General features: G+C 43.0%; 22 protein-coding genes. 11 read left to right on the forward strand and 11 right to left on the reverse strand.

Annotated features, from left to right (window positions below; translation table 11 throughout):
• The first annotated feature begins 27 nt into the window (after positions 1-27).
• The 3 genes from J699_RS16315 (at position 28) to J699_RS16305 (ending at position 3,850) form a co-directional block, all read left to right on the forward strand.
• Positions 28-1,272 (forward strand): saccharopine dehydrogenase family protein, encoded by a 1,245-nt coding sequence (locus J699_RS16315; protein ID WP_032869644.1) that lies wholly within the window; start codon positions 28-30, stop codon positions 1,270-1,272.
• A gap of 56 nt (positions 1,273-1,328) precedes the next feature.
• A complete protein-coding gene (locus tag J699_RS16310; protein WP_032869641.1) occupies positions 1,329-2,774 on the forward strand; it encodes a coniferyl aldehyde dehydrogenase in 1,446 nt (481 codons plus the stop codon).
• Positions 2,775-2,863: 89 nt separating this feature from the next.
• Positions 2,864-3,850, forward strand: a complete 987-nt coding sequence (locus J699_RS16305; protein ID WP_032869639.1) for an NAD(P)H-quinone oxidoreductase — start codon at positions 2,864-2,866, stop codon at positions 3,848-3,850.
• Positions 3,851-3,911: 61 nt separating this feature from the next.
• On the opposite strand, the gene J699_RS16300 is transcribed toward J699_RS16305, so the two are convergent.
• Positions 3,912-4,889 (reverse strand): NAD(P)H-dependent flavin oxidoreductase, encoded by a 978-nt coding sequence (locus tag J699_RS16300; RefSeq protein WP_032869637.1) that lies wholly within the window; start codon positions 4,887-4,889, stop codon positions 3,912-3,914.
• A 278-nt stretch (positions 4,890-5,167) separates the two neighbouring features.
• Here J699_RS16300 and J699_RS16295 point away from each other — a divergent pair, with 278 nt between their 5' ends.
• Positions 5,168-5,470 (forward strand): DUF3817 domain-containing protein, encoded by a 303-nt coding sequence (locus J699_RS16295; protein WP_032869634.1) that lies wholly within the window; start codon positions 5,168-5,170, stop codon positions 5,468-5,470.
• A gap of 70 nt (positions 5,471-5,540) precedes the next feature.
• Here the strand turns inward: J699_RS16295 and J699_RS16290 are convergent, their stop codons facing one another.
• The 4 genes from J699_RS16290 to J699_RS16275 form a co-directional block, all read right to left on the reverse strand.
• A complete protein-coding gene (locus tag J699_RS16290) occupies positions 5,541-6,572 on the reverse strand; it encodes a M20/M25/M40 family metallo-hydrolase (protein WP_032869631.1) in 1,032 nt (343 codons plus the stop codon).
• Between the two features lie 186 nt (positions 6,573-6,758).
• Entirely contained in the window at positions 6,759-8,222 is a 1,464-nt protein-coding gene (gene iaaH, locus J699_RS16285; protein ID WP_032869629.1) for an indoleacetamide hydrolase, read from the reverse strand.
• Between the two features lie 68 nt (positions 8,223-8,290).
• Complete coding sequence (locus J699_RS16280) at positions 8,291-9,022, reverse strand: response regulator transcription factor (RefSeq protein WP_032869626.1); 732 nt, start codon at positions 9,020-9,022, stop codon at positions 8,291-8,293.
• Between the two features lie 125 nt (positions 9,023-9,147).
• Positions 9,148-10,167, reverse strand: coding sequence for an AraC family transcriptional regulator (locus tag J699_RS16275; RefSeq protein WP_032869624.1), 1,020 nt, complete (start codon positions 10,165-10,167; stop codon positions 9,148-9,150).
• A 114-nt stretch (positions 10,168-10,281) separates the two neighbouring features.
• On the opposite strand from J699_RS16275, the gene J699_RS16270 reads away from it, so the two are divergent.
• The 4 genes from J699_RS16270 (at position 10,282) to cueR (ending at position 15,909) form a co-directional block, all read left to right on the forward strand.
• Positions 10,282-11,814: a flavin-containing monooxygenase gene (locus J699_RS16270; RefSeq protein ID WP_032869772.1), complete on the forward strand. Its 1,533-nt coding sequence runs from the start codon at positions 10,282-10,284 to the stop codon at positions 11,812-11,814.
• Positions 11,815-12,657: an SDR family NAD(P)-dependent oxidoreductase gene (locus tag J699_RS16265; RefSeq protein ID WP_032869622.1), complete on the forward strand. Its 843-nt coding sequence runs from the start codon at positions 11,815-11,817 to the stop codon at positions 12,655-12,657. It abuts the gene before it with no gap.
• 295 nt (positions 12,658-12,952) lie between these two features.
• A complete protein-coding gene (locus J699_RS16260; protein WP_032869620.1) occupies positions 12,953-15,439 on the forward strand; it encodes a heavy metal translocating P-type ATPase in 2,487 nt (828 codons plus the stop codon).
• 11 nt (positions 15,440-15,450) lie between these two features.
• On the forward strand, positions 15,451-15,909 hold the full coding sequence (gene cueR / locus J699_RS16255; protein ID WP_005230570.1) for a Cu(I)-responsive transcriptional regulator: 459 nt from the start codon (positions 15,451-15,453) through the stop codon (positions 15,907-15,909).
• A 98-nt stretch (positions 15,910-16,007) separates the two neighbouring features.
• Here cueR and J699_RS16250 read toward each other — a convergent pair whose 3' ends face one another.
• From J699_RS16250 to J699_RS16230, 5 genes are all read right to left on the reverse strand, one after another.
• Positions 16,008-16,196, reverse strand: coding sequence for a heavy-metal-associated domain-containing protein (locus J699_RS16250; RefSeq protein WP_004653564.1), 189 nt, complete (start codon positions 16,194-16,196; stop codon positions 16,008-16,010).
• Positions 16,197-16,301: 105 nt separating this feature from the next.
• Entirely contained in the window at positions 16,302-16,643 is a 342-nt protein-coding gene (fdx, locus tag J699_RS16245) for an ISC system 2Fe-2S type ferredoxin (protein ID WP_032869619.1), read from the reverse strand.
• Between the two features lie 107 nt (positions 16,644-16,750).
• Positions 16,751-17,062, reverse strand: a complete 312-nt coding sequence (locus J699_RS16240; RefSeq protein ID WP_032869617.1) for a DUF305 domain-containing protein — start codon at positions 17,060-17,062, stop codon at positions 16,751-16,753.
• Between the two features lie 279 nt (positions 17,063-17,341).
• Positions 17,342-19,546 (reverse strand): OsmC domain/YcaO domain-containing protein, encoded by a 2,205-nt coding sequence (locus J699_RS16235; protein WP_032869615.1) that lies wholly within the window; start codon positions 19,544-19,546, stop codon positions 17,342-17,344.
• Between the two features lie 247 nt (positions 19,547-19,793).
• On the reverse strand, positions 19,794-20,666 hold the full coding sequence (locus J699_RS16230) for a LysR family transcriptional regulator (protein WP_032869613.1): 873 nt from the start codon (positions 20,664-20,666) through the stop codon (positions 19,794-19,796).
• Positions 20,667-20,755: 89 nt separating this feature from the next.
• Here J699_RS16230 and J699_RS16225 point away from each other — a divergent pair, with 89 nt between their 5' ends.
• The 3 genes from J699_RS16225 to J699_RS16215 all read left to right on the forward strand — a co-directional run bounded on the left by J699_RS16225 (position 20,756) and on the right by J699_RS16215 (position 22,548).
• Positions 20,756-21,655 carry a DMT family transporter gene (locus tag J699_RS16225; protein WP_032869611.1) on the forward strand — a complete coding sequence of 300 codons (900 nt, stop codon included), beginning with the start codon at positions 20,756-20,758 and terminating at the stop codon, positions 21,653-21,655.
• A gap of 85 nt (positions 21,656-21,740) precedes the next feature.
• Positions 21,741-22,100 carry an ArsR/SmtB family transcription factor gene (locus tag J699_RS16220; protein ID WP_005230578.1) on the forward strand — a complete coding sequence of 120 codons (360 nt, stop codon included), beginning with the start codon at positions 21,741-21,743 and terminating at the stop codon, positions 22,098-22,100.
• Positions 22,078-22,548: an SRPBCC family protein gene (locus J699_RS16215; RefSeq protein ID WP_032869608.1), complete on the forward strand. Its 471-nt coding sequence runs from the start codon at positions 22,078-22,080 to the stop codon at positions 22,546-22,548. Before J699_RS16220 ends, J699_RS16215 begins: the two co-directional genes overlap by 23 nt.
• A gap of 612 nt (positions 22,549-23,160) precedes the next feature.
• On the opposite strand, the gene J699_RS16210 is transcribed toward J699_RS16215, so the two are convergent.
• Complete coding sequence (locus J699_RS16210; protein ID WP_032869606.1) at positions 23,161-23,964, reverse strand: SDR family NAD(P)-dependent oxidoreductase; 804 nt, start codon at positions 23,962-23,964, stop codon at positions 23,161-23,163.
• Positions 23,965-24,277 lie beyond the last annotated feature (313 nt).

Genomic DNA, 24,277 nt, shown 5'->3' on the forward strand with positions numbered 1-24,277 from the left:
CAACTTAAAAATCAAGGAAAATAAACAATGACACAAAGCAATTATGATCTTGTTGTATTCGGTGCGACCAGTTTTGTCGGGCAAATCCTGACCAAATATCTGGCAGAATATTTGTCGACCCAACATGAACAATTGCGCTGGGCCATTGCCGGTCGCTCTCAACAAAAATTACAAGAACTGAAAAATAGTTTAGGTCGTTTGGGTGAATCGTTGCCCATCCTGATCGCGGATGCGGGCAATCCAGCTGAACTGAATGCCCTGTGTGCACAGACACGTGTGGTGGTTTCAACAGTTGGGCCTTATGCCTTATATGGTGAACCGCTGGTTCAGGCCTGTGTGAACAACGGTACAGATTATTGTGATCTGACCGGCGAAACCCAGTGGATCAAAAAAATGATCGAGAAATACGAATCTCAAGCCCAACAGTCTGGCGCCCGTATTGTGCATTGTTGCGGTTTTGATTCGGTTCCATCGGATATGGGGGTTTATTACTTACAGCAACAGGCACAAAAACAGTTTGATGCGCCGGCAACCCAAGTCAGCATGCGGGTCAAGACCTTAAAAGGCGGTGCATCCGGCGGTACGGTTGCAAGTCTCATCAATGTCATTCAGGAAGCTGCAGCCGATCCTGCCCTGCGTAAAGATCTGGTTAATCCTTATGTGCTTTGCCCACCTGATCATGGCAACAGCCAACGACAAATTTATATTAAATCCGCGAAATTTGATCCTGATTTTAATGCATGGATTGCGCCTTTCGTGATGGCAGCGGTCAATGAGCGTGTCGTGCATCGTTCTAACGCTTTATCGGGTAATGCCTATGGTCGCAATTTTAGTTATAACGAAGCCATTTTAACGGGCGAAGGCTTAAAAGGACGTTTCAAAGCCTTAGGCGTGGTTTCTGGCTTGGGCGTCTTCATGCTCGCAGCAGTGACGAAACCGGTAAGCCAGCTCATGGAACGTTATATGTTACCAAAACCAGGTGAAGGTCCGACACCAGAACAACAGCTTGCAGGACGGTTTGATTTACGTTTTATCGGTAAAACCGAAGGAGGACAAAAACTTAGGATCAAAGTGACGGGCGACCGTGATCCGGGCTATGGGTCGACCGGAAAAATGCTGGGACAAGCCGCCTTGAGTCTTGCACTTGATCATTATAAAGAAGGTCAAAAGACGGGGCGTTCAGGGGGCTTCTGGACACCAGCCAGCATGTTTGATGATCGGTTTATTCAACGGTTGACTGAGCATGCTGGACTTACCTTTGAACAGATTTGAATCTAGCTGAAAACTAAATGTCGGCAGTTGATCTGCCAGAATTTATGAGGTTTAAGATGGACACTTTAAACAATAGTAGTAATGTGAATAATCTATCCGAAATATTGAGACAGCAGCGTCAGGCTTTTTTAGCCAGCGAGCCGCCGAATTTAGAACAACGCAAAGCCAATCTGGCGAAGCTACGTGCAGCGGTAATCGCCTATCGTACTGAGTTACAAACGGCTGTCAGTGAAGATTTTGGACATCGTTCAGCCCATGAAACAGATATCATGGAACTGGTTGGCGTTGTACAGGCGATCGATTATTTATCACGTCACTTACGTCGATTCATGAAAACAGAGCAACGTCATGTCAGCCTGATTTACCGTTCGGCAAAGGCCTATGTCGAATACCAGCCCAAAGGGATTATTGGCGTAATGTCACCATGGAACTACCCTGTTTCATTAACGCTGATTCCGCTCGCCACTGCATTGGCCGCCGGTAACCGGGCAATGATCAAACCATCAGAGCTAACGCCACTCACCAGTGAAGTGATGCATCGTATGCTGGCAACTATTTTTTCAGTTGATGAAGTTGCTGTGATTCTAGGTGGGCCTGAGGTAGGCGCTGATTTCAGTGCCTTAGCGTTTGACCATTTATTATTTACCGGCAGTACCGCTGTGGGTCGCAAAGTCATGCAGGCCGCCAGTGATCATCTTGTCCCGCTCACGCTTGAGCTTGGCGGTAAAAGTCCGGTAATTGTTGCGCGTGGACATGTCAATCGTCGGACCATGACCAGTATTGTGTATGGAAAACTGTCCAATAGCGGACAAACCTGTGTTGCGCCTGATTATGCACTGGTGCATGAAGATGATCTGGAAGATTTTATCCAGCAATTCAATGAAACGGTGACACAATTTTACCCCGATGGACCAGATTGTCAGGATTATAGTTCGATAGTAAGTGAGCGGCACTATGTACGTTTGCAAGGGCTGCTTGATGATGCGCGTCAGCACGGTGCGCGGGTGATTGAAATCGGGGTAAAACCTGAATCAGCGTCAAATCGTATTCGTACCCTGGCACCTAGTTTAGTGGTGGGCGCACAGGACGATGATGCCATTATGCAGCAAGAAATCTTTGGGCCGATTTTACCGATACGCACCTACCGTCATATTGATGAAGTGATTGACTATATTAATCAGCGGGATCGTCCACTTGCCTTATATTATTTTGGGGAAAAAGACGCGGACTGTAAAAAGTTATTGAGACGAACCACATCGGGTAATGTCGGCCTCAACAATACCATCATTCATGTGGCTCAGGATGATTTACCTTTTGGTGGTATCGGACCAAGCGGTATGGGAGCCTATCACGGCATCGAAGGTTTCCGCTCCATGAGTCATGCCAAAGGTGTTTTTGATCAAGGAAGCTGGAATCTTCCTAGTCTGCTACATGCCCCATTCGGTAAACTTATGGAATTGGCCCTTGTCGCCACCTTAGGCAAAAACAAGTCGGGTGCTTAATTCTGGTTTAACTCAATGCAGTAGTTGTTCTTTGTTGGCACTACTGCAGTCTATGCAAAATTATAAAATATCGAATAAGGTTCAATCTTATGAAATGTATTACCTTTAACGGTGCGGGTGGCCCCGAAGTTATTACGGTCAGTGAAAGACCAATGCCGGAACTGACCGATGACGGCGTCTTAATTGAAGTAGTTGCTGCCGGAATTAATGGACCTGATGTCATGCAACGTCAGGGCTTATATGCACCGCCACCGGGTGTGACCGATATTCCTGGACTGGAAGTCTCAGGTATTGTCAAACAGGTGGGGAAATCGGTCAGCAAATTTAAAGCGGGTGACGAGGTCTGTGCACTGGTACCGGGCGGTGGCTATGCTGAATATGTGGTTGCTCATCAGGACAATGTACTCTTTATTCCCGAAGGACTGACTTTGGTAGAAGGCGGTATTTTACTTGAGACCTTTATGACCGTCTGGTCGCATTTATTTCAGCATGCCAAATTCCGTCCGAATAGCTCGATCCTGATTCATGGCGGGACATCAGGTATTGGCACGACAGCCACCATGTTGACCCGGGCATTTGGTGCAACGAAAATTTTTACCACGGTTTCAAGTGCTACACAACAGAAGGCAAGTCTGAGTATTGGTGCCGATGTTGCCATTAATTACAACGAACAGGATTTCGTTGAAGAAGTTAAAAAACATACCGATGGTAAAGGTGTGGATTTTGTTCTGGATATTATTGCAGGCGATTATATCCAGCGAAATTATGAAGTTGCTGCGATGAATGGTACGATTTTACAAATTGGTGTCTTAAAAGGCCTCGCACAGAACCTCAATATTTTTCCGATGCTGGCAAAACGCCTTACCCATACTGGCGCAACTTTACGCTCACAGTCACCCGAAGCCAAAGCGGAAGTCATGTCAGCCTTGCAGGAAAAAGTCTGGCCTCTAATTTCTAAAGGCCAAATCAAACCATTACTTTATCAGTCTTTTGATCTGGAACAAGCGCGTCAGGCACATGAGTTTCTAACCCAGGGACAACATGTGGGTAAACTGGCATTAATTGTTCAAAAATAATGATGATAGTGCTTTGAAAAGCACTAAAATTATGATTTTCAGCGCTTTATTTCATCAAAGGCTAACCCAGCATTAAACGTTGTCTGGCTGCAAGATATTCTCTTTCAAGACGATCAACCAGCTCGGCAACCGAAGTGGTTGCTTTCACTGCATTTAAACCTTGACCACATCCCCAGATATCTCGCCACGCTTTCACTTTATGCTGTGTACCATCTTCACTAGAGGTACTAAAGTCCATGTCTTTTAAGTTACCTTCTGGCAGATTGGCTGGATCAAGCCCCGCTGCACGAATACTGGGGGCCAGATAATTACCGTGTACGCCGGTAAACAGGTTGGAATAGACAATCTCATCTGAGTTATGGTCTACGATAGCCTGTTTGTAAGCAGCCGTTGCATTGGCTTCATGGGTTGCAATAAATGCAGAACCGATATAACCAAAATCAGCGCCCATTGCCTGCGCGGCCAAAATGGCATCCCCTGTCGAAATTGCGCCTGATAAGGCCAAAGGTCCATCAAACCATTCCCGGATTTCCTGAATCAATGGAAATGGATTTTTCACGCCAGCATGTCCGCCTGCGCCAGCAGCCACCGCGATTAAGCCATCTGCCCCCTTTTCAATCGCCTTTTGGGCAAAGCGATTATTAATCACATCATGCAAGACTACGCCACCATAGCTATGCGTGGCCTCATTAATTTCAGTACGGGCGCCTAGAGAGGTAATCACGATCGGCACTTTATATTTAACGATCAGTTCCATGTCATGTTCGAGGCGATTATTACTTTTATGCACAATCTGGTTAATCGCAAATGGCGCCGCAGGACGGTCAGGATGTAAGGCATTGTGTTCCGCAATTCCGTCAGTGATTTCCTTGAGCCATTCCTCCAGTTTTTCTGCCGGTCGTGCATTTAAAGCTGGCATTGACCCCACCACACCCGCTTTACACTGGGCGAGCACCAGTTGCGGTGTACTGATGATAAATAATGGAGAGGCAATCACAGGAAGTCTGAGGTTGTTGAACACTGCTGGAATTTTTGACATGACTTCTACTCTTTTAACGATACATTATTATTTCCATAGACTCAGCCATTCAAAATCATGAAGGCTTCGTTGTTGATTCAGTTGATCATATCGGGACAATAATTTTTATGCAACAAGTTGCATAAAATCAATTAATGAAATGATTTTATCAATCCTGCTGGAGCATCGTGAATCAAGCCATTCCCAAGCAAGTGACTCAGTTGCGCAAGCGTTATGACCGATAAAGATGTTATGCTTCAGTCATTTTTAAGTTTTTATTCTTCTCCTGAGACGATGTTATGAGTATTACCATCCAAAAACTGCAACGTTTGCGCCTGGCCTCCATCCTTGAAGCGGTAACTTTATTACTTCTGTTTGTGGTTGCCATTCCTGTTAAATATGCTTTTGATCTGCCTGTAGCGACCAAAATTATGGGACCAATCCACGGCGTGGCATTTCTTTTCTATTTGTGGAATCTGATCAGCACGGCTGCGGTATGGTCGAAAGCGGAATTACTGAGATTATTTATTCTGGCATTTATTCCTTTAGGTGGTTTCTTTAACGAAAAATATATCGCCCAGCGACAAGCCAATATGAAATAGCACTAGATGCCATGACATAAAAAAGGAAATCCTGAGATTTCCTTTTTTATCATTCACAATAATTTTAGAATTATTTTTTATCGAGTGACTGGAGTAAGTAAACTACCGCATCACCTGCCAGTTGCATCGATTTTGGATCGACCTGCTCAATGGTATCACAGGCTTTGTGATAGCACGGCGCGAACTCAAGCTCATCACCTTTCATTTGTTCATTAAACAAGATGACAGAGGTCACAGGCACTTTACCTAAAAATGGAGCTGTATCACTAGCCGTTAAGGTGGCGACATCCTCTTTAATTTTTAAATTTTTTGCTTTAAAAAATTCTTTGAGCGTATTCTCCAAGGCTAAATCACCGCTATGGCTTGGTATACTGCGTAAACCATCGAGTAATGGTTTATAGTCCTGCTCCTGCATGCCACGTTCTTTTAACATTTTTTCCATCTCGTCTACTGATGACTTATCGCCATCTGCAATCAGGATTTCAGGGTCTTTGGTGCCCACCATATCCACATTGATATAAGCCTTAATCGCCTTTAACTGTTCAGCAGTCAGTTTTTTCACATAGGCTTGAGACCCTGCGATTCCTACTTCTTCCGAATCCCAGAATGCCAGATGAATGCTATGCTTGGGCTTTATGTTCTGTTGAGATAATTGTGCCATTAACTCAAGTAACAAGGCGACGCCGGAGGCATTGTCATTGATTCCGGGCCCCATTTTGACCGAGTCATAATGGGCTCCCAGTAGAATAATGTCTTGTTTCGATTCACCCGGAATCTCTACAATAATATTCTGTCCTTTGGTCTTTTCACGATTTTCGAAAGCCTGAAGTTCTGTGGTAAAGCCTGCTTTCTTGGCGTGATCTAAAATATAATCTGCACTGGCCACACCACCTTGCGTCCCCACTGCGCGATTGCCACCATGCTGTTTGGCAATTTGTTCAAAAACATGTAAATGCGTCATCATCTGTGCCGCATCCATTTTGAAACCAGATTGACGTACCTCTTCAATTTTTTCTTTGGAATCTTGCTCGTTTTTTTGACAGCCACTGATTGCAAACATACTACTTAATACACAAACAGCTAAAATTTTCTTTAAAAACATAAAATAAACGTAAACCGATTCTTATAAAGTCAGTCTAATACTAGGGTTGAGCACGCGGATTTGCCATTTCATTTTGTATCCTTTGCCGTTATTGATTGAGTCAGCCTGAGGCCGCTAGTAATTTCAAAAATGACAGACCAAGCCCGTTTTCAATGCAACGGGCGATGTATTGCGGCTCTCATTATTTTAGAGAGGATTTAAATTGCTTAAAATCTGTTCCAAGACCTGTCCAATGGCTAAAAGTTGATGATCCGTATGCGGTAGTCCATCAATTTCCAGCCCTACAGGAAGTTGTGATTTTTTTCCTAAACCAATCGGTAAACTGAGCCCAGGCAAGCCGATATTACTGCCCGGATCGGTATTGCGGATCAATCTCTGGAACTGATCAATCGAACTGACCTGCTCATCCACGAGTGGTGCCACAATTGGTGAGGTGGGAAAGATCAAGGCATCAAGTTGATGCTCCTGAAACACTGTCTGGTAAAGCGCCAGCAGTTGTGGTCGAGCTTCCTGTATGGCTTTTTGATATAACGGTTGTACGGGTAGTGATTGCCCCGTCTCATCCATGAGCATTTCCGGCAATATATTCTGCTGAAAGATATGTTTTACATCTGGACTTGAAATCTGCTCGACCAGTGCTTCCAGACCGAGATTGATCTGCTGGTGTTTTAAATAGTCAATCAGGTCATATTTACCTTCATAAATCACCAATGGGAATGAAATATGCTGGTTGAGTTGAGCTAAATCCGGCATATTTACGGGAACAATTTCGATGCCTGCGGTTTTTAAGCAATGCAGTGCCGCATGTGCCTGTTCATGCACATCCTCATCCAGATCCTCCCAAAAATAGGCATTGACTCCAAGCCTGATCGGTCGGGTCGGCAATGCAATAGGCTGAGTTGATGGAGCAATCAACTGGTCCACCAGAATAATATCAGCTATACAATGTGCCATCGGCCCCGCGGTGTCCCGTGTATGTGAAATCGGGGTGATATCTGCTTGAGCATAGCGTCCAACCGTTGGGCGAAAACCAACACAACCATTTAAGGCACTGGGTAATCGAACCGATGCACCTGTATCCGTCCCCATTGCAATCGGCACCATGCCAGCAGCGACTGCAACGGCACTGCCAGAAGAAGAACCGCCCGCGATATGTAAAGGATTAACCGCATTACGCGTACCGATCACATCGTCAATATGCATGGCGGTGTTATAACCCGTCACCCCGAATGCCAATTCATGCATATGGGCTTTGCCCACCACAATTGCACCTTGATCAATCAGGGCCTGAATCACGGGAGCCGTCGTTTTAGGCCGGAAATCAGTTAAGGCTGGGGTTCCTGCCGTATTCGCAAAACCAGCAACATGGATATTATCTTTCACCGCAAGCAATATCCCAATCAAGGCGGGGCAAGCTTTCCCATCCGCCATATGTTGATCCCAGGACTGCGCTTGTTCAAGGGCCGCTGCTTTATCGACATTAATAAAGGCATTTAAGCCTTGCTGCTGTTCAATCTGGTCAAAATGAAAATGGACGAGCTGTTCACAACTGACTTTGCGCTCACGAACCAAACGGGTAACTTGGTCAATGCTGGCTTTATTGAGGTGAATGATTTGATCCGCATTTAGTTTTTGATTGATGTTGAGCATGGTGACTTAAAATCCATTTAAGTAATTGTTGTGCTAATTTAGTACAGATATAAAGTCACGTGATATCCTCAAAATTGAGGAGTTGATTGACAATGGATGAGCCGTGCCATTTCGGTACGATTATGACAGCCCATTTTTTGCATGGCATTTTTAAGATGGGTCCTGACCGTGGTAAAACCAATCTCAAGTAAATTGGCAACCTGTTTATCGCTTAGTCCCTTCGCGACTAACATTACGACCTCCTGCTCGCGTGGCGTTAAAACATCGGGACAAGATAAATCCATGGCTAAGGCTTGGGTCAGATAAGGTTCCAGCAGGTTTAATATCCTCTTCTCACGGTCACTGAACATGACTGAATCTTTGGCGCGCCAGATACGCAGGTCTCCAAGATCCATGCCATTTCGTACAAAATAAACATTCAGGCCATGATAGAGACCATAAGGCCGTAAAAATTCATTGTAGTAATCTGTTTTTTTAAGCGCGCTTGCAGAAATGATTTCATTCACAAAGGTGGGATGTTGCCGCTGGCGAAGCTGTGCCGTGATCGGATCATTGTGCTGCCAAATGGTGTCATATTCCAACATGGCTTTGTGATCAATTTGCCACATGATGCCTTTTCTGGACAAACGCTGTTTTGCATCCCAGATATAGGATGCTGCAAAATCTGCACGTAACAAGGTCGCAATGTCTGCAATAAGGCTTTCGCGTAAGCTTTGCTGTCCTTTTCCCGAGCCTAATTTCCAGAGTATTTCGGAAAAAAGACTAAACTCCGCTGGACTTAAATCCTGTTCTAAAAGCATGGCCTGCTACCTTTCTATCTTCCTGATATCTGTCCACGCTTCAATCAAGCTGAACAGTGATTCCCTTTTGTTTATTTCGCTTTCCTCTATCTTTTATATGCCACGGAATCGTTATTTTCTACACTTTATTTTTTTAATCGGGTTGCATGAGGTGTTTTGCCATACCAGCGTTTGTAGGCATGAATGAAACTGGCAGGCTCAGCATAACCCAGCCATTCGGAAATTTGCTCAATAGACGTTTGGGTTAAAGACAGATAATAGTCTGCAAGTATTTTCCGCACTTCCTCCCTGATCTGGAGAAATGTTACCTGCTCTTGAGCCAAATAACGACGCAAGGTCCGTGAGTTTAAATGCAAGCAATCCGCAACCTCCTCCATCGACGGAATTTCACCTTTGTTATTCATCAAGACTTGCTGAACCTGATGGGTATATTTCTTTTGGGGTTGTCGTTTATCCAGCATCTGTCGGCATTGTTGTTCCGCAGCCTGTAGCACCAGCTCATTGGCCATACTGAGTTTCTGGTCTATTTTTCCGGCATTTAATACAATCAGGTTTTTTAATGCACCAAATTCCGGGCTAATTCCAAATAGCTCAACATAAGCCTGAGTTTCTCCATGAGCTTGAAATGAAAACATGATCTTTTGACAAAGTTGATCCTGAATTAAATCGCGTTGCACGGTCATTAGTGCAGCGACATCTCGCTGAATAATAAACTGCCATAAATTTTGTGGAATCCCTTGATCCACCACGATCTCGATTTGGATATCGTGTGTAGCCGGATGTTCTGATACCACAAACTGGCTAAATGCAAAGGACAAGGGAAAATAGGCCAAGGCAAAATTTAAGGCTTCACGTATATTGGCACTACTGATCAAAGCCAGTCCTAATGAACCAAAGGTGGTAAAGTGATAACGGGTTCCAATTTCCAGCCCGAGCAAAGGTCGATGTCCGAACTTCTCTACCAGATTACGGATCAGTTGCAATTCTTGCTGCCCTGTCACCAGCATATTCGGATCAAGTAGCTGGTGTTGCTCTATACCAGTTCCAGTCAGAATCTGGCTATGACTGGTCCCGAGCTCTGCGGCAAAATCAGCCATCAGGCGAACACTATGGATACTTCGTTCGTAAGTCCATAAGTACTTCAAGCGTCTTCTCCGTGTCCGCTAATCACAATATTTTGTCCTGATCCATCCTCTAAATCAATGCATGAAACGATTATTCTGCATGCAGTACATGATATTTATTCACTTGAGTCGGTTATGTCTAAACAACAATTATCTTCAAACAACAATATACGTATCGCCATTATTGGAACAGGCTTTGGTGGCTTAGGGCTAGCCATTCAGCTCAAACTTGCCGGTTTTGAACAGTTTACCTTATTTGAAAAAGCCGGTGATGTGGGTGGTGTCTGGCGTGACAATACCTATCCTGGCGCTGCCTGCGATGTGCCTTCCCATCTATATTCCTTTTCCTTTGAGCAAGAACTGGGCTGGAAAAACCGCTATGGTTCATCACAGGAAATTCATCAGTATTTGAAGCATTGCACAGAAAAATATCAGCTCTATCCACATATCCAGTTTAATACTGAAATTGCCAGCGCTGATTTTGATGCCACCCAAGGTGTCTGGCAGATCCAGAGCTTAACCGGAGAAAGATTTGAGGCAGAATTTCTGATTGCCGCCGTCGGTCAGCTCAACCGACCTGCTTATCCCAAAATTAAAGGCTTGGAGACTTTTAAGGGTAAGACTTTCCATTCTGCACGCTGGGATCATGACTACGACTTAAATAACAAACGTGTGGCTGTGATTGGTACAGGTGCCAGTGCGATCCAGTTCGTTCCTGAGATCGCTAAGCAGGTGGTGCATTTAGATATTTATCAACGTTCTGCTCCTTATGTGATTCCTAAACCAGACCGTATTTATACCAGTCTGGAACGCAAAGCATTTCAAAAGCTTCCGGTTTTACAAAGCCTTGATCGCGTATTTCAATATAGTTATAACGAAATTCGCCTCAAGAGCTTTACCGCTACGCTGAACGAAATTCCATTAGCCGAATATATTTTCCAGCGACATATCCGTGCAGAAATTAAAGATCTGCATTTTCGCCACCGTCTGATGCCTGATTATCCGATTGGTTGCAAGCGTATCCTGATCTCCAATCACTGGTACCGCAGTCTGGTCCGCCCCAATGTCGAGGTTATTGATAGCGCGATTCAAGAAGTCACTGAAAATGGTATTATCGATAAAGATGGTAAACACCGCGAAGTCGATACCATTATTTATGGAACAGGGTTTGCGGCAACCGAGTTTATGGCGCCCATGCAAATTACAGGACTCAATGGCAAAAGATTAAAAGACCAATGGGCCGATGGCGCAGAAGCGTATTTGGGATTAACCGTCAGTGGCTTCCCCAACTTCTTTATGCTGTATGGTCCCAATACCAATCTTGGGCATAACTCAATCGTGTATATGATTGAAAGCCAGGTGAACTATATTCTGGATGCCCTTCAAGCCCATATTCAAAACAATTTAGCCTTTACCGATCTTAAAGCAGAGATTCAGACCCAGTTTAATCAGGAAATTCAGGAGCGCATGAAGTCCACCATGTGGTCGCAAGGCTGTACCAGCTGGTATCAAACCGCGACGGGGAAAAATACCAATAACTGGCCGGGTTTTACACTGGAATACCGTCAGCGCACCCGTCGTTTTGATCTGGAAAACTATCATCAGTTGACCCGGTCATCCCATACTCAAGGGCAGGCACAAGCTTTAGAACAACAAATGGCGGTTTAAATGAAAACATTCAAGAATAAGGTGGCTGCGATTACAGGTGCGGGTTCAGGTATTGGTCAAGCCCTTGCCGTTGCGTTGGCAAAACAAGGTTGTCATCTGGCTTTATCAGATGTCAACGAGTTGGGGCTAGCCAAGACCCAAAACTTGTTAAAAACCTATCCTGTCAAAGTCACCACGCAGGTGGTTGACGTGGCCAAGCGTCAGGAAATGGCAGATTGGGCGAAAACGATTGTCGAGCAGCATCAGCAAGTCAATCTGATCTTTAATAATGCAGGTGTTGCCATGGGCAGTACCGCAGAAGGTGTCAGCTATGAAGATCTGGAATGGCTGATCGGGATTAATTTCTGGGGTGTCGTGTATGGGACCAAAGAGTTTTTACCTTACCTGAAACAAAGCGGTGACGGACATGTGATCAATGTCTCCAGCATGTTCGGGCTGACCGCACAACCGACGCAAAGTGCTTATAATGCCAGTAAATTTGCAGTTCGCGGTTTTACCGAGTCCTTACGTCAGGAACTGGATCTACAAGGTTGTGGAGTCAGTGCAACCTGTGTACATCCGGGAGGCATCCGCACCAATATTGCCAAAGCAGCACGTATTAACAATAGTGTTGAGATTCTGGGAATGGACCCGCTAAAAAGTCAGGATGCTTTTGACAAGATATTGAGAACCCCTGCAGAGCAGGCAGCACAACAGATTCTCACTGCTGTGCTGAAAAATAAACGTCGTTTACTGATTGGCGCTGATGCAAAAGCAGTCGATGTATTGCAACGAATTTTACCACAGGGATATCAGAGGATTTTTGCAACAGCCACTGCCCTACAAGCCAGATTCTTGTCATAAAGCCTAATCTAGGGTGATCGATCATTTGTTCAATAGCCAAATGGTCGATCGATGATTGCACAACCTTTTTCCGATTTTTTTTATTCAAATCCTTTCGCTGCCGATAAAATATCATCATTTAAAACAGTCGGTTTTATTCCGACATCACTTCGCTTACTTTTTAAATTTTGACCAAAACGAATAATTTGTCTGGCTTAAGCAATAAAACAGTCCATATTGAAAATCCCCTCTTGACCTTCCCATAATGTTAAGGTCTATGCTTGAAGCAATCGGATTAGCGCTATAGGTATAACTTATGGAAACGCAAACAAATACAGATGCTCAAAATATAAAAGTTTCACTTCAGGTAGAAGGCATGACCTGTGCCAGTTGTGTTGGACGTGTCGAAACAGCACTCAAAAAAATCGACGGCGTTCAGTCTGCGTCAGTGAATCTAGCCACAGAACGTGCCGATATCACACTTGCCAAGCCCGTAGACCGACAAGTGCTGATTCAGGCCATTGAACGAACAGGTTATGATGTTCCTGCATCGACAGTAGAACTCTCTATTGAAGGCATGACCTGCGCTTCCTGCGTCAGTCGGGTAGAAAAAGCCTTAAATGCGGTGAATGGCGTAAGCACTGCCAACGTCAATTTAGCAACAGAACGCGCTACTGTAACAGGTACAGCCAGTATTGAAAGCCTGATCGCCGCAATTGATAAGGCGGGTTACGATGCCAAAGCAATTCAGGCTGCTACGCCAGACCAAACTGAACAACTGGAGAAAAAGGACCAAGAACGTGCAGAACTCAAACGCGACCTGATTATTGCCACAGTTCTAGCATTGCCTGTGTTTATCTTGGAAATGGGTTCGCACTTGATTCCCGGTGTCCATCAACTGATTGAACAAAGCATTGGGATGCAAAACAGTTGGTACTTACAATTCGTTTTAACCAGCTTAGTCCTGATTATTCCGGGGCGTCGTTTTTATCTTAAAGGTCTTCCCGCTTTAGTTCGTTTAGCACCCGATATGAACTCTTTGGTGGCAGTCGGTACACTGGCGGCTTATCTATTTTCACTGGTTGCAACCTTTACACCACAGTTACTACCTGCAGGCACGGTGAATGTTTATTACGAAGCAGCCGCTGTGATTGTAGCCTTGATTTTACTCGGTCGTTTTCTCGAGGCCAAAGCCAAAGGACGTACTTCCGAAGCCATTCAACGTTTAGTCAGCTTACAGGCCAAAGTTGCCCATGTTTCTCGTAATCATCAGGTTATTGATATTCCAATCAATCAAGTGCTTGCGGGCGATTTTGTCATTGTAAAACCGGGTGAAAGAATTCCTGTTGATGGTGAAGTCATTGAAGGCCAAAGCTTTGTCGATGAATCGATGATTACGGGTGAGCCGATTCCTGTTGAGAAAAACATTGGCAGCCAAGTGGTGGGTGGAACCATTAACCAGAACGGAACTTTAAGTTTTAAAGCGGTCGCTGTCGGTGGCGACACCATGCTGGCACAGATTATCCGTCTGGTCGAGCAGGCACAAGGTTCTAAAATGCCGATTCAAGCCGTGGTCGACAAAGTGACCTTATGGTTTGTACCCGCAGTGATGATTGCCGCTTTACTCACCTTCCTCGTATGGCTGATTTTTGGCCCATCACCTGCTTTAACTTTTGCACTGGTCAACGCCGTAGCTGTACTGATTATTGCTTGTCCATGTGCCATGGGCTTGGCAACCCCGACTTCGATTATGGTCGGTACCGGACGTGGCGCAGAACTGGGTATCCTGTTCCGTAAGGGTGAAGCACTACAGCTGTTAAAAGATGCCCAAGTGGTTGCCGTTGATAAAACAGGCACCTTGACCGAAGGTCATCCCGTACTGACTGATTTTGAAGTGGCATTGGACTTTGAACGCAATGATGTGCTCAGTCTTGTTGCAGCAGTCGAATCACTGTCTGAACACCCGATTGCCAAAGCGATTGTCGATGCGGCAAAAAATGAAGGTTTAGATTTGCCAAAGGTTGACCGCTTTGATTCAGTCACTGGGATGGGTGTCAATGCCACTGTACATGAACGCCAGAACATCTATATCGGTGCAGATCGTTATATGATCCAACTTGGCTTAGATATCGGCTCATTTTCCCATACAGCACAACGTTTGGGTGATGAAGGCAAATCTCCGCTTTATGTGGCAATTGATGGCGCTTTGGCAGGGATTATTGCAGTTGCCGATCCAATTAAAGACACCACGCCTGCTGCCATTCAAGCGCTACATCAACTGGGTTTAAAAGTGGCAATGATTACAGGTGATAATGCCCGCACTGCACATGCCATTGCCAAACAACTAGGTATTGATGAAGTGATTGCCGAAGTGCTACCTGAAGGTAAAGTCAATGCCGTGCAGAAACTGAAAGCAAAATATGGCCATATTGCCTTTGTCGGTGATGGAATCAATGATGCACCAGCACTGGCGCAGGCAGATGTCGGCCTTGCAATTGGCACAGGGACTGACGTGGCGATTGAGTCTGCGGATGTGGTGTTGATGTCTGGCAACTTGCAAGGCGTAGCCAATGCAATTGCCTTGTCTAAGGCAACCATTGGCAATATTCACCAGAACCTGTTCTGGGCCTTTGCCTACAATACCGTATTAATTCCAGTGGCTGCGGGTGTGTTATACCCTGCTTATGGTATCCTGATGTCACCGATTTTTGCCGCGGGTGCGATGGCACTTTCAAGTGTATTTGTGCTCGGTAATGCGCTACGTTTACGTCGTTTTCAAGCACCGTCTGTGCATAAAGGCTAATGGAGAACCTTATGAATATTGGTAAAGTTTCTCAAGCTTCAGGTGTAACCGCCAAGATGATTCGTTATTACGAGCAAATTGGTTTGATTCCTGCGGCAGGACGCAGCAATGCAGGCTACCGTTCTTATTCAGACAATGACGTGGAACGTTTGAAATTTATCAAACGCAGTCGTGAACTGGGTTTCTCAGTCACGGAAATCACCGATTTACTGGATTTATGGAATAACCGCAATCGACAAAGTGCCGATGTAAAACAACTGGCTCAGGCACATATCCAAAAGTTACAAGAGCGTATCCAGGACTTGCAGCAAATGGCGCAAACACTCCAGAATTTAGTCGATTGTTGTGCGGGTGATAATCGTCCCGACTGTCCGATTCTGGAAGGATTAAAAGAACCTAGTCATGAAATCAAGGACATCCATCATCATAATGATCTGCTCTCGCTGTCTCCACTCACTGGGCGCAAGTAGAACACAATAAAAGGCGATCTTGTGATCGCCTTTTATTTTTTTCCATTCTTTTGACACAAAAAAGCGGCTGTTTTAGCCGCTTTTGATTCCAGAACAGATTAACGTGGTGGAAAACCTGCTTCAGATAAAGCCTCGACCACTTGTTGTTGTGAGGCTGTCGTTTCAACCTTAACACTACGATTTGGTGGATCTGTAATGACTTTTGCATTGGCATCTACCGCTTGGATTGCACGGGTTACGCCACGTGCACAGCCACCACAAGTCATATTTTCAACGTGAAATTCCATTGCAAAACTCCATTCAGTTATTTAAGAAGATAAACACACTATAAAGGTTGCCATAATGGTAAGGTCAAGCCTTTTACACATTAAAATAAACAATATTTCATCTAATCATTCCTTCTTTTCGGAAACATAATTGATGGTGTATTTGGGGATTTCTATTTCTAAAGGCTGATCCTGAATATTCACCTGACAAGACAGTCGAGACTCTGGACTTAACCCCCAAGCACGATCAAGCAAGTCTGCTTCAACATCATCCATTTCCTGCAAACTTTCAAAGCCTTTTCGAATAATGACATGACAAGTGGTACAGGCTCCTGAAAGATCACATGCATGTTCAATTTCAATCCCATGATCGAGTAAAGTTCTACACAGGTTTCCACCCGTTTTAATGTCGATAATGCTGCCTTCTGGACAGATTTTTTCATGTGGGAGAACGGTTATCTTCGGCATATTCGCTACCTTTCTTTCTAATTAGAAAAAGCTGTAATCAATAAAAAGCAGTTGTGATTCAGCCTTTTACTAATGGAATTATCAAATCAAGAATAAGATCGAAGGCTTTATAATAGATGCCGTTGCAACCAAGCATTGATCACTTTAATTTCAATCTCTTGTGCCAACATAATGTTTTTTGCCAGCATGCGAACTTCTGGATCATAACAATATTTCAAGGCGACCTTGGCCATATCTACCACCACTTGATGATGTGGAATCATTCCACGCATAAAGTCGATGTCGGCATTGCCGGTGTAATTGATTTGCATATCTACATGCATACGGCTGGTTAGTTCCATATAAGCACGCGTAGAGAGACTATAAATATCACTTGAATCATTTGGGGTAGGCGTTATTGCCGATTGTTGTTCACTCATTATTATTTCCTTTCTATTCAGCAGCACCACATTCATTTCAGATGTGATTGACATGCTATATGGATAAAAATAAAGGGAGTGACACCGTCAATAGATCAGAGTTTCTATCTCATGTGGCACAGTTACCTTTATGAAAGACACTGTAGTCCTTCCAATAATTGCAAGGTCAAGCCATCAATTGATTAAAATTTTGAGTGATTAAAAAACAAAGTTTTATCGGCCCTAAATAAAAAAGTGCATGATCAACATGCACTTTTTTAAAACGATACCTATAGTGTTTTAGCCATTTAAGCCAACTGCCTTAGCACGTGCTTTATGCAATTTTTTATAGCTGTCGATGAGACGTAAATGACGATCAAGCCCTTCCAGTTTCATACTGGTTGGTGTGAGGCCATAGAAACGGACCGTACCTTCAACAGAACCAACCACAGCATCCATACGCTCATTGCCAAACATACGGCGGAAATTGGTTTCGTAGTCTTCAAGCTCCATTTCATCATCGAGTAAGACTTCCAACACCACATTCATGCATTGATAGAACAAACCACGCTCTACCGTGTTGGTATTGTATTGCAAGAAAGTCTCAACCAATTCTTTCGCTTCTTCAAACTGCTCTAAAGCAAGATAGATCAACAGTTTTAACTCAAGCAGAGTTAACTGACCCCATACCGTATTGTCATCAAACTCAATCCCGATCAAGGTCGTAATTTCGGTATAATCATCCAGTTCGCATTCTTCTAAACGCTCAACCAAGGCTTCCAATTGTTCGTCATCTAAACGATGTAGATTAAGAATATCTTCACGGAATAAGATCGCTCTGTTGGTATTGTCCCAAATCAGGTCTTCTACCAAATAAATTTCAGAATAATCAGGCACCAAGATACGACATGCGGTTGCACCTAAGTGCTCATACACGGCCATGTAGACTTCTTTGCCCATTTCTTCAAGGATGCCGAACAATTCTGCAGCTTCTTCAGCATTTGAATTTTTACCTTCATTGGTGAAGTCCCACTCGACAAAGTCATAATCTGATTTGGCACTAAAGAAACGCCAAGAGACCAAACCACTTGAATCAATGAAGTGTTCAACAAAGTTGTTTGGTTCTGTCACTGCATTGCTTTGGAATGTCGGTTGCGGTAAATCATTCAAACCTTCAAAACTACGACCTTGCAGCAATTCAGTCAAACTACGCTCTAATGCCACTTCCAAACTTGGGTGCGCACCAAATGAGGCAAATACACCGCCTGTACGTGGATTCATTAACGTCACACACATCACAGGGAATTGACCGCCTAACGATGCATCTTTGACAAGGACTGGGAAGCCTTGCTCTTCTAATCCTTGGATCCCTGCCACAATACCTGGATATTTGGCCAATACTTCTTGCGGCACGTCTGGCAATGCAATTTCGCCTTCTAAAATTTCACGCTTAACCGCACGTTCAAAAATTTCAGATAAGCATTGAACCTGAGCTTCTGCCAAGGTATTGCCCGCGCTCATCCCGTTACTGAGATATAAGTTTTCAATCAGGTTGGATGGAAAATACACGACTTCATCATCAGATTGACGTACGAATGGCAATGAGCAAATACCACGTTCTGTATTACCTGAGTTGGTGTCATATAAATGCGTACCGAGCAACTCATCATCAGGGTTATAAATTTCTAGACAATATTCATCCAAGATTTCTTTTGGTAATTCGCCATTTGGACCCGGTTTAAACCACTTCTCATCTGGATAATGTACAAATTCTGCATTGGCAATGTCCTCACCCCAGAATTGATCGTTATAGAAGAAGTTACAGTTTAAACGCTCAATGAATTCACCTAAAGCCGAAGCTAAAGCACTTTCTTTGGTTGAGCCTTTACCATTGGTAAAGCACATTGGCGATTGGGCATCACGGATATGCAACGACCAAACATTGGGTACGATATTACGCCAAGATGCGATTTCAATCTTCATGCCTAGGCCTGCCAGAATCCCTGACATATTGGCAATGGTTTCTTCTAATGGTAGGTCTTTACCTGCAATATAGGTGCTGCTTTCCGAAGCCAGGCTTGGCATCAATAAGGCTTGTGCATCTGCATCAATGCTTTCAACTTCTTCGATCACAAACTCTGGACCAGTCTGGATCACTTTCTTAACCGTACAGCGATCGATTGAACGCAAGATGCCCTGACGGTCTTTTTCAGAAATATCAGCGGGTAATTCAACCTGAATCTTAAAAATCTGTTTGTAGCGGTTTTCAGGATCAACAATATTGTTCTGAGATAAACGGATGTTGTCTGTTGGAATATCACGTGCGGCACAATACACTTTGACAAAGTAAGCTGCACATAACGCAGATGAAGCAAGGAAATAATCAAATGGCCCTGGTGCAGAACCATCGCCTTTATAACGAATCGGCTGATCGGCGATTACCGTAAAGTCATCAAACTTCGCCTCTTGTCGAAGATTGTCGAGATAATTAACCTTGATTTCCATGCGAGCACCTAAATATTCTTATGTGTTGCAAGTACATAAGATTGAAAATAATAATCGATAAGCCGAATCGTGGATCACAAATAGACTTAAAAAACTGTGGCTAAGGTCGTCTTATGACTCTATCTAAACACTGACCTTAGTAATGATGGGCGCTATTATAGAAGTATTTTGTGTAATTGATAACTTTTGTCTGTTTTTCTAGCCTATTTATGAACAATCAAGCAGGTTTTAGCATACTGACCCAAACCTAGAGTTGCACGGCAAGCTCAACAAAGGCTTTTGCAGTCGGTGACATCTGCTGTTTATTCTTTACTGCCAAGCCAATAGAACGCTTGATATTGGGAGATAATGGGCGTTTGACCACATTGGGGTAAAGCGAAAGAATATTTGTGTCGAGTGCTAAATCTGCCACAATTGAAACCCCTGCACCCTGATTGACCATATTTAAAATCGACAGGATTTGCGACAAGTTATACTTAATTTGTGGGGTGAGTTGTGCAGCCTTAAACAGTTCCATGACATGGTTTTGACTGCCCGCACTGGTCATTATAAAAGGATGATCAAGCAGCTCTTGTAATTGTACCGCTGGCTTTTGTGCGATCTCTAAATCGTTTGGCAATAAAGCAACAAAGATATCCTCCAGCAAAGCAAAACTATCAAAGCGGGTTTCAGGCAGTACCACAAACCCAAGATCAACTTTGCGTTCATCTATCCACTGTAATACGTCTTTATCAGTTCCTTCCATAACCAGTACCTCAACCTCAGGATAGTGCTGTGCAAACTGTTTTAAAATCAGCGGGATCAGCACATTGGAAGACGATGCACCAAAAGAACCGATCCTCAAGGTTCCTGTTTTCAGACCTTTGAGATCCATCACTTCTTGCTGAATCATGTGAGCAACATTCAGGATTTCATTCGCATAAGGTAGTAAGCGTTGTCCTGCAGCAGTCAGCTCGACTTCATTATTATTTCGATAAAACAGCTGGGTGTGCCACTTCTTTTCCAACGCTTTGAGTGCATGCGAAATTGCTGACTGTGAAATATTCAGTAGTTGTGCAGTATGGGTAAAATTTTTTAGTTCCGCGAGCTTGGAAAATATTTCGAGTTGGGTCAGGGTCATCACGACGCATTCATGAGTAAAAGCTCATTTTACTATAAAAATAAATTAGTTTTACGATCTGATTCAATTCTATATTGATTAAAAATTGCATGCGTCACTTCGCCATTGCGCTTTCGAGTTCCACTGTTTATTTGAAGCTGATCTGTGTTGCCTTAATGTGGGGTGGAACCTTCATTGCAGGACGCATTGTTACAGCGGAACTCTCCCCAACCCTTTCTGCATTATTACGTTTCGGGTTTGCTGCCATCTTACTGGTGTTGATCTTATTGAAAAGCACGGGAGGATTTCCCCATCTTTCTGTACAACAACATGTCTATGCTATCTTGATGGGATTGACGGGTGTGCTTGCTTATAATTTATTTTTCTTTGCTGCTCTGTCCAGAATTGAAGCAGGCAGAACTGCACTATTTGTGAGCTTATCCCCTATTTTAACGATTTTAGTCATGCGGATGTTCTTTCAGGAAAGGCTAGGTCGAATCAATTACTTAGGTGTATTCCTCGCTTTATTCGGCACATTGATTGTAGTGAGCAAAGGTGAATTTTTTGCTGCCTTCACTCAATCTTTCGGGATGGGTGAAATGATGATGTGCGGTGCAGTCTTGAGCTGGGTCATTTATACGATTTGTTTTAAACAGACTCAAGCCCCAGCCTTAACCATGACCACCTATTCGGTACTATGGGGTACAGGTTTTCTTTTACTCAGTGCATGGCCGGAATTACGTTCTAGCGGGTTGATGGATATTTCGTGGAGCAGTTGGCTATCCATTCTTTATTTAGGTGCTTTTGGGACAGTCTTGGCATTTATCTGGTATGCCGAGGCGATTCACAGTATTGGAGCATCACGAACCATTGTATTTAATAATCTGGTGCCTGTATTTGCAGTCTTACTGGCATTTCTGATTCTGAAGGAACCCATCACCTGGTCTATGCTGCTTGGTGGTAGTCTAAGTTTTATTGGGGTTATTTTAACCAATAAACAAGAAAAATAGAGCGATAAAAGTTGCAATAGAAACTTAGCTTTTTAGCTAAGTTTTTTGTTGACAGCTGTCTATTTTGTGCGCAATATTTAGCTCTATGGCTAAGTATGATTCTAAACTCGATATGTTATTCAGTGCTCTCAGTGATCCAACGCGTAGAGATATCTTAACGCGACTGTCTTTTGGGGCAGCATCGATTACTGAACTGGCTGAACAACATGATATGGCTCTGCCTTCTTTTCTAAAACATTTAAATAAATTAGAACAAGCAGGACTTATTCATTCAGAAAAAAATGGACGAATCAGAACTTGTGCTCTGACTCCCGAAGCTTTCACCCCCATGCAAAATTGGTTAAGTGAACAACGGGCAATCTGGGAACAAAGACTTAATCAATTTGATCGTTATGCACTCGAATTAAAAAGGAAAAGAGAAAATGAAACTAGATCCAAAGACTGATTTAAAACTGGAAAGAGTGATAGATGTTCCGCGTGAGCTGGTTTGGGAATGCTGGACCACACCTGAACATATCCAACACTTCTTTATTCCTCGCCCTCACTCGATTAAAGCCTGTGAAATTGATTTAAGAGTGGGTGGAAAGTTCAATACCATCTTTGATGTTGATGGTAATGAAATCAAAAATGAAGGGGTTTATCTGGAAGTGATTGAAGGCGAAAAACTGGTCTTTACCGATACCTATACCGAAGACTGGAAACCTGCTGAAAATCCATTTATGACCGCAATTCTGTTGCTTGAAGATGCAGGCGATGGCGCAACCAAATATACCGCAATTGCCAGACACCGTACTGCTGAAACTCGTCAACAACACGAAGACATGGGTTTCTTTGAAGGTTGGGGAACGGTGATAGATCAACTGGTTGAGTATGCTAAAGGTCTGAAAGCATAATTTACACATTACACCTAGCAAACTCCTCAAGCTTTAAATCGCTTGAGGAATTTTTTTATGACTCAAATGCGTCCCACTTCTAAATATGGAATTAGACTTTTATCAAAATTGAGAGGTTGATCCCTCATCTTGCTAATTTTAACTAGTACTTTTTTAATTTTATGATTTATATTTTTTATTTAGAATTTCGACGTTTTCTAATTTCACAAGTTTAGTTGTTTGGTCCGTATTCATGAAAAAATACGCATCTTTATTGAAGATATTCATTAATAAAGAATTAGATTTTTTTTGATTATCTAATGTTTATTTCTTAATTTCGCAAAATATATGAAAACTTTCATTAGTTTGTGCCGAACGTAGCTTGAAATTAAGTTCAAAATTACTTATTACAGAATCCCATAACACTAATAAAAATGTAGCGGATTTCCCGTTAAAATGGAAACAAGCTTTATTAATATAGTGTCAATATTAATTTTTTAGATTTATCAACCGCATACAGGTTGATAAGAGGTGACGAATATCCGCAATACCACATTCTTACACTCGGTTTTTAAATGGTTATAAAAAAGAAAACTCTGTAGCCCCTGTATGGAGATACAGAGTTTTTAAAATTTAGCCACGTTGTGAAGAAATGTTTCCACCATCGACTACGATTTCAGCGGCAGTAATATAGCTTGCTTCATTTGACAATAAGAATCGTACAACTCGACCAATTTCTTCTGGTTCGCCAAGACGTTCCAGTAAAATACGCTTCTCGAAAAAATTTTCTGGCAATACCTCAATCGATGATTGGACCATGGGAGTACGGATTTGACCAGGTGAAATAGAATTTATTCGAATGCCATCACGTGCCAGTCGATCCGCTAATGATCTGACCAAAGATAACATTCCTCCTTTTGCAGCGCTATAAATTGGATTTACGGCGTTACCAAGCGTTGCGTTAATTGATGTAATTGCTACGACAGCAGAGTTTTGATTAAGGCTAAAATCCTTATACAATTTTTGTACTAAAAGGGCTAACGGCCGTAAATGGGTATTCATCCCTGCTGCCCATGAGTCTAAAGTGATTCCTTCAAGTGAACCATTGTCGACTATTCCAGCGGAATGAACCAGTCCCCCTATTGTTCCCATGGCCTTTCGGCTTAAATTAATAGCCTCTTCATAATTTTCTGTTTCTATTATATCGATACCAATACCGATTGCGGGTGTAGAAAACTCTGCAGAAATCTCCTCTGCACATTTTTCAGCTTTTTTTTGATTAATGTCCCAAATTGCGACAGGACGACCTACCGACGCTAAAGCTCGAGCTGAAGCTAAACCAATGCCTGATGCACCTCCTGTTATAATAACTCCTGTATTTGGAGTATCAATCGTTGGCGAAAGACGGTTTGTTAAATTTGAACTACTACTTTTCATCGATATCTATCCTTAATTAGAAAATAAAACCATTCCGATATTATTTTAAATATTCGAAACAATGCTTAAACTAAATAAAAATAATAAACAAACAACAAAATAATTTAAATTATAGCTAAATAAATACAATTTTTATCTTTTTGGGTTGAATTTATTAACCTAAGAAACAAATAATAAAGGTGGGTTTTTTATTTTAAATAATTATATGTTTTATAATGAACAAGGATTGCATTAGAACTATTGGAATGGTATTTGATTAAATTGTTGATTATACTTAAAACCTGAAAACAGAATCCACGTATTAAATATAAAA

The organism is Acinetobacter sp. 1000160, from assembly GCF_000588715.1.
Lineage (GTDB): Bacteria > Pseudomonadota > Gammaproteobacteria > Pseudomonadales > Moraxellaceae > Acinetobacter > Acinetobacter courvalinii.